The following is a 10,151-nucleotide window of genomic DNA, read 5'->3' as shown; positions in this document are numbered from 1 at the left end:
GCGGCGATGGCGTGGCTTTGGTCGTCAGCTGGCGGGTCCGGTGATGGTGGATGTGAAGATGGTTTTGCTGTTCTGGCGGCCTGTTACTTCGATGGTCATGTTGCCGCCGCTCTCGGGTGTCGTGCGTGTGGCTTCGATCCAGCAGGGTTGGTCGAGTTCGGCGTAGTGGTGGAAGTCGGTGGAGGTGCTGGCGGGTGTCAGTGTGCGCGGGCCGACGGAGGCGGTGGCGGCTTGGCGGGCGCCTTCGAGGAGGACCATGCCGGGTAGGTGGTCGGCGTGGTGGTCGAAGAGGATGGGGTGGTTGAAGTCGGGTGTGAGTAGCCACTGGTTGGGTTTTTCGGTGGGGGTGAGGACGACGTCGGTGGGGGATGTGCGGCCGACGAGGGCCGGTGGTATGGGTGCTGTTGCCGGTTGTGTGCGGGGGGCGGTGGTGTTGAAGGGGTGGGGGTCGAGGCGGTCGGCGCGTAGTCGGGCGTAGGCGGACGGTGTGATGACGGTGTAGTGGGCTGCGCCGTGTGCCATGAGGTTTCCGCTGCGGTGGATGGTGAACGCCATGCGGGCCTGGCTGGCCAGCCCGCGGCGTTCGTTGACCTGCGTGCACTTCACTTCGAGGCGGAAGTCCGTCGGTGTCGAGGCGATGGCCAGTTGGCGCAGGTCCGAGGTGTAGCTGAGGCTCCACATGACGAAGTGGTGGTCGAGTGGTATGCCGAGTTCGGCGTGGGAGACGAACATGCCGGCCTGCCGGAAGGTCTCGGCGATCTGCAGTGGATCATGCCGGGTGCCGTCGGGGCTGTTGAAGAGTGCGTGGGCGCGTGGCCATTGGCCGGTGAGTGTGAAGCGCAGATTGCCGTGGGCGGTGCAGCCGGTGAGGAACACCTCGGCCAGGCACGCGCGGTGGACGTATTCCCTGGGGACGGTCGTGGTCAGCCGGGGCAGGGCCGGCAGGCCGACGTCGCTCGGAGCGGACAGAGTCATCAAGTACCCCCGGTCTTGAAGCTTTGTTCGACGACGCCTATAAGATACGGACCTACCGGTTTTCTTGGACCGGGTCCCAGGTAAAGACTTCGGCAAGCGTAGGGGGATCAGTGAAGGATTGATTCCGTTTCGGGGGGTTCATCGCTCTGCTTTGCGGTGGATTCGCGCCGTTTCACGCCGGTATGGGCCTGTCCGGGCTCTCCGGCTTAAAACCTTCCCTGCGGTTTGCTTCCGGGGTCGGCAGTTGGCACGTAACGGTAGAAACGCTTTGAGAGAGGACGTTATGCAGCTCATGCAGCTCATGCAGCACCCTGGTCTGCGCACCCTGCGTCTCGCCGCCGTGAACGTCGACGGCGTGCTGCTCAACGACACCTTCAGTCCCGTCATCCACCGGCTCGTCGTCAAGCACGGGGTCGTGTATACGCCCGAGTTGGAGAAGGCGGTCCTCTCGCAGCCGCGGGAGCGGGCCGCCCGAGTCCTGGCCGGGGCGCTGGGGGCCGGGGCGGGCGGTCCGCGGCAGATCGCCGAGGCGTTCTTCGAGGAGCGCGAGCGATACATGCGGTCGCATCCGCTGCGGCCCCTCGACGGAGCGGGCGAACTCCTGCGGCGGCTGCGCGCGCTGGGTCTGGCCGTGGTGTGCTACGGCGGGATGGACGCCCGTTTCGTCGAGGAGCACCTGGCCGTCTTCCGGCCCCTGCTGGCGGCGCCGCACTACATCGCCACCGACGGTTTCCGCCCGGGCATCCGGGAGATCACCGAGGACCATTTCGCGCTCGCCCGCGGCCAGGTGCTATTCATCGACGACGCCGTGACGTTCGCCGAGCGGGCCCGGGAGCTGGACGTGCCGTTCATCGGCCACCCCAGCGGCTTCGAGCACGGCTTCCAGCGGCGTCTGATGCGTGAGGCGGGTGTCCGGCACACCGTGCGCTCGCTGCACGAGATCGACGAGCAGCTGGTGCGCGTCCTCGACCGGGAGGCGTACGAGGGCACGGTGTGGCAGGAGTCCCGCCGCCCGGCCGGGCCGGTGGCGGGTGCGCGGGGGGCGCGGCCGTGACCGGGGGCGGCGCTCCGCTGGCGGGGAAGGTCGCGCTCATCACGGGCGCCAGCAGCGGCATCGGGGCGGCCGCGGGCCGCGTGTTCGCGGCCCGGGGCGCGACCGTCGTGCTGACCGCGCGCCGCGAGGACCGGTTACGGGACCTTGTCGCCCAACTGCGCGACAAGGGTGCAGAAGCCGGGTACCACGTCGTGGACGTGTGCCGCGGCGAGGAGGTACGGCGGGCCGTCGAGCACACCGTCGAGCGCTACGGCCGTCTCGACGTCGCCTTCAACAATGCCGGTGTCGCCTTCGACCCGTCGACGCCGCTGCATCTGCTCGACGATGCGGCCTACGACCGGGTGATGGACACGAATGTGCGGGGGGTGTGGAACTGCCTGCGCCACGAGATCGGGGCCATGCTGGCCGGCGGGGGCGGCGCCATCGTCAACACCAGCAGTGTCGGCGGGCTGGTCGCCTCCTCCGCGGGCGCTCCCTACATCGCCTCCAAGCACGCGGTGATCGGGCTGACGAGGGCCGCGGCCGTGGAGTACGCCGGCGACGGCATCCGGGTCAACGCGATCGCCCCGGGGCTGACCCGCTCCGAGATGATCGACGAGGTGTTCACCCGCTCTCCCGCGGCCGAGCAGCGCGCCTACCGCTCCGCCCCCCAGCACCGGGCCGCCGCCCCCGAGGAGGTCGCCGAGGCCGCCGCCTGGCTGTGCGGCGACGGCGCGGGCTTCGTCACCGGCGCCACGCTGGCCGTCGACGGGGGGCGGACCGCCTGGTGAAGGCGGGCGCCAGAACCCGGCCCGGGCGGGGCGCCCCGCCCGCGGCCCGGTTTCCCGCGCCCCGCCCGTGACGTGCGCGCCCCGTGTCCGGGGAACCCGGGCACGGGGCCGGGGTAGGCGGCCCCGAATGGGGTAAGGTACGTCCCGTCCGGTTTTGTTTTCTGACGGAGGAGGGTCTCATGGCGCAGCAGGAGCGTGCGGTACGGACCCGGCGCGCTGTTGTCGAGGCCGCCGCGGCGGTGTTCGCCGAGCGCGGTTACGCGGCGGCGACGATCGCCGAGATCCTCGAGCGGGCCGGGGTGACCAAGGGTGCCCTGTACTTCCACTTCGACTCCAAGCAGGCTCTGGCCCGCGGGGTGATCGACGCCCAGGTCGCGGGCGACAACTGGATCGAGCGCGAGCTGAAGCTGCAGGAGTTCGTCGACCTCGGCATGACGCTGGCCCACCGGATCCCCAACGAGGTCATCCTGCAGGCCGGGATCCGCCTCTCGGCCGACGTGCAGGGACGGGCGCTGTTCGGCAGTGCCTGGCCGGCGTGGACCACGCTGGTGGCCGGCCTGCTCACCGAGGCCAAGGAACGCGGCGAGGCGCTGCCGCACCTCGTGCCCGAGGAGACCGCGGAATTCTTCCTCGGTGCCTGGGTCGGCATACAGGCGGTCTCCGAGGCCAACTCACACTGGGCGGACCTGAGTTACCGCGTCTCCGTGCTCTACAAGCACGTACTGCCCGCGATCGCCACGCCCGCCTCGCTGATCAGGCTGGACATCGCCCCCGACCGGGGCATGCGCGTCGTCGAGCAGTTGCCGGGCCCGCAGCCCGCCGATACCGGCGCGCCGGTGCTCACCCCCGCCGACGCCTGACCCGCCGCACCGCCCGGGCCACCGCACCGCCGGCCCGCCCGGGCCACCGCACCGCCCGGCCCGCCGCCCGGCGGCCCCCCCGGGGGCTGCTTCCCGCGGCGCTTCCCGCGGTGCTTCCCGCACCGGACGGACCCCCTGTCATGGACAGCCTCCTGTAAAAAACCTCTCGCCTGGTTTGCCTCTCCCGTGGGCACCGGGCCGGCGGCCGATGCGGAATCCCCTCCCGGCCCGGGGCGGGGTGGTGCGGCCGGACGCCGTGTCCGCCCGCCTCCCCTTTACAAAACCAAGCGTGCGGTTATTGACGTCGTGAAGCCGGCGCCCTGAAGATTGTTCACCGGGGGAACCGGCCGTCTGAGCAGCGGGCCGGGCCGCGGGCGGGGGCCGGCTGTGCGGGGGGCGGCCGGCCCCCCTCCCAAGAAACCAACCAGTCGTGCGGTTTGTTAGGGTGGGGGAAACGGAATGCTGTGCGGGTCTGTCGGGGGGCGGGCCGGTGCGGTCGCGGTGCCGTGCGGGGGCGGGAGGGGGCGTGATGGTCAAGCAGGTGCGGGCGGTCCGTACGCGGCGGGCTCTGGTTGTCGCGGCGGCCGAGACGTTCGCGCGTGAGGGGTACGCGCTGGCCACGCTGCCTGCCATCAGCAGGCGGGCCGGTGTGAGTGCGGGGGCTCTGCACTTCCACTTCGCCAGCAAGGACGACCTGGCCGGGGAGGTGGAGAGTGCCGCGGCGGATGCCGTGGCGGAGCTGGTCGAACGCTGCCGGCCGGCCGCCGGCGGTGCCCGGCAGCTGCTCGTCGACGCGGCCTGCGGGCTGCTGCTCGCCACCGTCACCGATCCCGTGGTCCGGGCGGGTTTCAAACTGGGCGGCGACCCCTCCCGCAGGAACGGGGCCCGGATGCTGCGCTGGTGGCAGGCCTGGGTGCGCGGCCTGGTCGTGCAGGCGCAGGCCGAGGGCGGACTCGCCCGGGACGTTCCGCCCGACGTCGTGACGGCGGTGATCGTGGCCGCGACGGTCGGTTTCGAGGCGCTCGGCGCCGCGGACCGCGACTGGCTGGCGCCCGAGCGGCTGGCGCAGCTGTGGGCGTTCGTCCTGCCGCGGCCGGCGGCCGGGCCCGGCCGGGCCCTCGTGCCGGCGGCCGGGGGGAACGGGGAGGCGGCCGGGGGGAACGGGGAGGCCGGGGGGACGGGCGGGGAGGCGGACGGCACGTAAAACCGCATACACGGTCTGGTAATCGGTCCGTCACATACGCGTGAACGACGGGCCGCCCGGGCGCCGGCCGCCCGATGACGCCCCGGTTCCGTCCCGGTTCCGTCCCGGTTCGTCCCGTGATGATCCCGCTCCGTCGAGGGCGTCTCGGGTGCCGATCGAGGACAAGTGGGGTGCCCGGTTTGGTATTGACATACCGCGCGTGCTGTTTTTTACTCGGGGTGCCGGAGAAACACGGCACAACGGCACCGGGCACACCGGACACACCGGGCACCGGGTATCGGGCGTTGGGCATCGGGCGTTGGGGAACGGGGAACGGGGAACGGGGAGCGGGGGAGACGGCGTGGACATCGATGTACTGGGCACGCTTGCCGTGCGGGAGAGGGGTGTGTCGGTGACGCCGACCGCGCCCAAGCCGCGTCAGGTGCTGGCTCTGCTGGCCCTGCATGCCGGCCAGGTGGTGCCCGTCGCCGTGCTCGCCGAGGAGCTGTGGGGTGCGGCGCCGCCGCGCAGTGCCCGGCCCACCCTGCAGACGTACATCCTGCAGCTGCGTGAGCTGATCACCGCCGCCCTCGGGGACGGTGCGGCGGCGTCCGGTGGTGGGCGGGGTTCGGCCAAGGATGTCCTGCTGACGGTGCCCGGCGGCTACGTGCTCAAGAGCGGTGAAGGCACCAGCGACGTGGGGGAGTTCGAGCGGCTGGCCGGCACCGGGTACCGGGCCATGGACGCCGGGGACTACCCCCTCGCCGCCCGGCTGCTGCGCGATGCGCTCACCCTGTGGAGGGGTCCCGCCCTCGCCGACGTCCACACCGGGCTCCATCTGCAGACCCAGGTCAAGCGCCTGGAAGAGGGCCGGCTGTGCGCGCTGGACCAGCGCATCGAGGCCGACCTGCGGCTCGGCCGGCACCGCGAGCTGCTCGCCGAGCTCACCGTCCTCGTCAGCCGCTACCCCACCCACGAGAGCCTGTGCGGCCAGTACATGCTGGCCCTGTACCGCTCCGGGCGGCGCGGTGAGGCCCTCGACGCCTACCAGCGGCTGCGCGCCACCCTCGTGCGCACCCTCGGCCTCGAGCCGTCGGCCGCGCTCGGCAAGCTGCAGCGCTCCGTCCTCATGGCCGGGCCCGACACCGGCCCCGCCGCACGGCCCGCCCCCGCTCCGGCCGCTCCGGTGGGCTGACCCGCCGCCGTACCGGCCTCCCTTCTGTCTCCAGCCGGGGTCGAGTGCGGCCCCAGAGGCGCGGTGCAGCGTTGAGCGAACCCGCCAGAGGAGCTCACGCATGTCGCCGCAGCCCGTGCACTCCGTCCGGCACACGATCGGCGTGGCCGCCCCCGCCACCGTGGTCTACGGCCTGCTCGCCGACGCCCCCCGCTGGCCGGTCCTTGTGCCCTCCCACGTCCACGTCGAGCGCATCGACGCCGCCGGCTCCCGGCAGCAGCTGCGCGAACAGCTGCGGGTGTGGGACCTGCGGGCCGGTCATGTGCGCTCCTCGACCGTCCGGCGCGTCCTGCGGCCGCAGCACCGCCTGATCGACTTCGAGCAGCAGGACACCCACCTGCCCGGCGCCCCCGCCCGCGGCACCTGGACCGTGGAACCGGACGGCACCGGACACTGCCTGCTCACCCTGCACCACCACCAGCCCGCAGGCCCCGGCGAGCCGCCCGGGAGCCGGCAGGCCGACGTGCGCGCCCTGCTGGCGCGGGTGCGCGAGAGCGCCGAGCAGTGGGAGCGGCTGGACGAACTGCTGCTGTCGTTCGAGGACAGCGTGCACGTCGACGGCCCCGCCGAACTCGTCTACGACTTCCTCTACCGCATCGGGGACTGGGCCGACCTCCTGCCGCACGTCGACTCGGCCGCCGTGACCGAGGACCGGCCCGGCGTCCAGATCGCCGCACTGGACACCTGCGCCGGCGAGACGGGCGAGACGCTCAGCACCCGGACCGTGCGGCTGTGCTTCCCGCACGCCGGACGGATCGTCTACCAGGACAGCGCCCCGTCCGGGCTGATCGCGGCACACAGCGGGGAGTGGTACCTGGTGCCGGACGAGCCGGGCGTGCGGGTCGTCAGCGCCCACCGCGTGATGCTGCGCGAACAGGCCCTGACGGCCGCGCTCGGCGAGGACGCCCTCCTCGTGGACGCCCGCCGCCAGGTGCGCGAACGGCTGGGCCGGGCCGGCACCGAGGCGCTCGGCCTGGCCAAGTGGCACGCCGAGAGCGCCGTACGCCGACTGCGATGAACACCCCGCACCCGCACGGCCGCACGACGGCCGAAAGCACCACGACGAGCACGACGAGCACGACGAGCACGACGAGGAGGCCGGCGATGGCTCTCACCTTCGGTGCCGGGCAGCCCGGCATGGACCGGCCTGGCATGGACCGGCCTGGCATGGACCGGCTCGGCGCGGACCAGGTCGGCCTGGACCGGCTCGGCCTGGACCGGCTTGCGCGGGTGCTGCGGCCGGTGTTCCGGCGGGATCTGGCGCGTGGTCATGCCCGGGGCGTTTGGCCGCTGCCGGACGGCGGGCGCCGGGAGCCGGCCGGCGCGCTGCTCGGGTGCGCGGCGCTGCTCGCGGCGACCGGCGCAGTGCTGCACACCGCCACCCGCCGCGTGGACACACTCGCGCGGCGCGGCGAGCCGGGCGCCGGGCAGTGGCGCCCCGTCCTGGCCGCGGCCTTCGTGGACCTGCTGGCCTGCGAGAGCCTGACCGTGGTGGCGCTGCGCGCGCTCGCGGGACGGGGCGCCGTCCGGGAGGCCGGGGACACGGCGGGTCCGGAAGCCGGCGGCGCGGGCGGCCCGGGCGAGGGCGGCCCGGGCGAGGGCGGTCCGGGCGAGGGCGGTCCGGGCGAGGGCGGTCCGGGCGCGGGCGGTCCGGACAGCGGTGGTGCGGGTGCGGGGGGCGGTGGCGTTGCCGGTGAGGGCGCAGCCGGGCGGGACGGGACGGCCGGGCTCGTCGCCGCGGTGGGGTATGCCGTGCCGCTGCTGGCCGGTGAGGTGCTGGGGGATCTCGAACTCGTCCTGAACGAGTGCGGGCTGGGGGCGGACAGCCCCGAGCGGCGGATGCTGGCCAAGATCGCCCGGGACCGGGGCGCGGCGCGGGTCGACGGGGCGGCCGCCGCCGGCTGGCAGGCGTGCCTGGTGCGCGGCCTGGGCGCCTGGGCCGGCCCGGTGCGCCACGGTGAACCCCCCGAGCTCCCGGCGCTGTTCCGGCTCGAGGACGCCGTACCGGACACGGCCGGGGCCGACTGCCACGGTGCCGTCGCGGCCACGCTCACCGCCGCGACCGCCCGGCTGGCCCGTGCCGGCGACAGCGCCGCCGCCACCGCCGCCGCCGCCGCCGCCGACGGCGACGGTGGCGGTGGCGGTGGCGGTGGCGGTGGTGATCCGGCCCGTGCCGCGCTCGCCCGCCTCGGCCGCCGGCTGGTGACCGAGCAACGGGCGCTGCGTGCCGCCTGCACCCCGGCCGCCGTGCACGGTCCGGCCGCCGTGCACGGTCCGGCTGCCGTGCATGATCCGGCGGATCCGGCGGCCCGTGCCCTGGCGGACCGGCAGGCGCTGCTGCTGCTGGCCGCGGCTGTGCTCGGGGTGCGGGAGGCGGCGGCGGTGTCCGGGGCGCGGTTCCTCGGCGGGCCGCAGTGGGCGCTGCTCGCGCTGGGCCGGATCGCCGGGCGGCTCGGTGCCCCCCTGCCCGCCGGGACGCCGGCGCCGCATACCGAGGTGTGGGCCGAACTCGCCGCGCGCGGCGCGCAGGGCGTCGACTGCGACGTGTACGCCACCAGGCTGCTGCCGGGGTGACCTGGTGACCGGGACGAGAAGGAAAGAAGAGGGGGAGGGCCGTATGCCGGGCACGCGGGATCTGCCGCCGCCCGCCCATGTCGCCGGCCCCGAGGGGCCGTGGGACGAGGTGCGGGAGCGGATCGAGGAGAGCGGCCGGGCGGTCGTGCACACCGCCTGGGGCCAGTGGCTGACCGCCGCGCTGCTCGACCCGGGCCTGCGCGCCCTGCTGGGCCGGGACTGGCCGCGCTACCGGCAGCACCCCGCCCCCGCCGGGCGGTTGAGCTTCGCCGTGTCGCGGGTGGTCGTCAAGTACACGGCCGCCGCGGCCCTCGAGGTGCCCGCGGACCGCCTCGACCTCGCCTACCTGCCGGGCGGGCGGCCCGTGCTGCGCGGGCTCGGGGCCGGGCTGCAGGTGAGCCTGACCCACACCGACGAGCTGATCGTGGTCGGCGTGAGCCGGGCCGGGGCGGTCGGCGTGGACGCCGAACCCGCCGGGCGCCGGGTCTCCTTCGATCTGCTGCGGGAGCAGGTGTGCACCGCCGGGGAGGCCGAGCTGATCGCCGCGCTGCCCGAGGGCGAGCGCACCGAACAATTCCTGCGGCTGTGGACGCTGAAGGAGGCGTACACCAAGGCGCTCGGGCACGGTCTGCGGCGGCGGTTCTCCGCGTTCGGCTTTTGCTGGGACCGGGCCGGGCAGGCCGTGCTGGTGGGGGACACCGCCGGGGAGTGGACCTTCGCGACCCATCTCGTCCAGGGACGGTTCCTGGTGAGTGAGGCGCACCGCCGTGCTGCCGCACCGGAACCGGAACCGCGGCAGGAACAACAGCCGGAGCCGGAACCGCGGCAGGAACAACAGCCGGAGCCGGAGCAGCAGCCGGTGCCGGTGCCCGGTGCGCGCATCATCGGATTCCCGGGGCCGCGCGGCCCCGGCGGGCGATGAGGCGGGCACCGGGCCCCGCCAGGGAGTTCCGCGCCGGTGTCCGCCGCGGGGCGGTCGGGCCGCGACCGGCGGTGCGGAGGTCCGCGGGGCGCGGAGCGGGGCCGGCGGTGCGGAGGGCCGCCCGGCTGCCGCAAGGAGCTGTGGCAGCGGGGCGCAGACCGGTGGAGCGCCGGCCGGTGCAGGTGCGGGGACGTGTGGTGCACAAACGATGCGAAGTGGAGGCCGGGGGGCCGGTCCGCCCTGGCGTGGCGGGGGCGGCCGGCGCCCGGGGGAGCGGATGAGCAGTCGTCACTCGCATGCGGACGCCGCCGTGCCCGCCGTGGTCCACGAGCCGTTCGCTGCGCAGCCCTGGTCGCCGCTCGTCCTCGAGCTGTGCGGTCTGACCCCGGCCGGGGCCGAGGCGGTCGCCGCCCGGATCGCCGGACGCCACCGCGGCTACGGCGTCGAACTGGACGGCGCCCCCGACGACGGCCCGGACGACGGCCCGGACGACGGCCTGGACGACGGCCTGGACGACGGCCTGGACGACGGCCTGGACGACGGCCTGGACGACGGCCTGGACGACGGCCTGGACGACGG

The 10,151-nt window shown here is 74.3% G+C and carries 10 protein-coding genes; 9 read left to right on the top strand and 1 reads right to left on the bottom strand.

From position 1 onward, the window contains the following. Positions 1-24: 24 nt before the first annotated feature. Positions 25-975 carry a ScbA/BarX family gamma-butyrolactone biosynthesis protein gene (locus ACFYXB_RS43540; protein WP_389590870.1) on the bottom strand — a complete coding sequence of 317 codons (951 nt, stop codon included), beginning with the start codon at positions 973-975 and terminating at the stop codon, positions 25-27. A gap of 283 nt (positions 976-1,258) precedes the next feature. Between ACFYXB_RS43540 and ACFYXB_RS43535 the strand changes: the two genes are divergently transcribed. From ACFYXB_RS43535 to ACFYXB_RS43495, 9 genes are all read left to right on the top strand, one after another. Beyond that, complete coding sequence (locus tag ACFYXB_RS43535) at positions 1,259-2,029, top strand: HAD family phosphatase (RefSeq protein WP_389590869.1); 771 nt, start codon at positions 1,259-1,261, stop codon at positions 2,027-2,029. Beyond that, positions 2,026-2,799: an SDR family NAD(P)-dependent oxidoreductase gene (locus ACFYXB_RS43530; RefSeq protein WP_389590867.1), complete on the top strand. Its 774-nt coding sequence runs from the start codon at positions 2,026-2,028 to the stop codon at positions 2,797-2,799. Before ACFYXB_RS43535 ends, ACFYXB_RS43530 begins: the two co-directional genes overlap by 4 nt. Before the next feature lie 179 nt (positions 2,800-2,978). Beyond that, positions 2,979-3,659: a ScbR family autoregulator-binding transcription factor gene (locus tag ACFYXB_RS43525; RefSeq protein ID WP_389590866.1), complete on the top strand. Its 681-nt coding sequence runs from the start codon at positions 2,979-2,981 to the stop codon at positions 3,657-3,659. Positions 3,660-4,188: 529 nt separating this feature from the next. After that, positions 4,189-4,863 (top strand): ScbR family autoregulator-binding transcription factor, encoded by a 675-nt coding sequence (locus ACFYXB_RS43520; protein ID WP_389590872.1) that lies wholly within the window; start codon positions 4,189-4,191, stop codon positions 4,861-4,863. 340 nt (positions 4,864-5,203) lie between these two features. Then, entirely contained in the window at positions 5,204-6,037 is an 834-nt protein-coding gene (locus ACFYXB_RS43515) for a BTAD domain-containing putative transcriptional regulator (protein ID WP_389590864.1), read from the top strand. A 100-nt stretch (positions 6,038-6,137) separates the two neighbouring features. Further along, positions 6,138-7,094 carry an SRPBCC family protein gene (locus ACFYXB_RS43510; RefSeq protein WP_389590863.1) on the top strand — a complete coding sequence of 319 codons (957 nt, stop codon included), beginning with the start codon at positions 6,138-6,140 and terminating at the stop codon, positions 7,092-7,094. 86 nt (positions 7,095-7,180) lie between these two features. Then, positions 7,181-8,650, top strand: a complete 1,470-nt coding sequence (locus ACFYXB_RS43505) for a hypothetical protein (protein WP_389590861.1) — start codon at positions 7,181-7,183, stop codon at positions 8,648-8,650. Positions 8,651-8,693: 43 nt separating this feature from the next. Further along, the gene (locus ACFYXB_RS43500) at positions 8,694-9,572 is read left to right on the top strand and encodes a 4'-phosphopantetheinyl transferase family protein (protein ID WP_389590859.1); all 879 of its coding nucleotides are present in this window, start codon (positions 8,694-8,696) and stop codon (positions 9,570-9,572) included. Positions 9,573-9,849: 277 nt separating this feature from the next. Then, on the top strand, positions 9,850-10,151 hold a 302-nt coding region (locus ACFYXB_RS43495), incomplete at its 3' end, for a hypothetical protein (RefSeq protein WP_389590857.1).

It is taken from the genome of Streptomyces sp. NPDC002619, from assembly GCF_042889305.1.
Taxonomy (GTDB): Bacteria; Actinomycetota; Actinomycetes; order Streptomycetales; family Streptomycetaceae; genus Streptomyces.
Note: the sequence above shows the minus strand (reverse complement) of the source record. Positions and strands in the feature narration are given on the sequence as shown.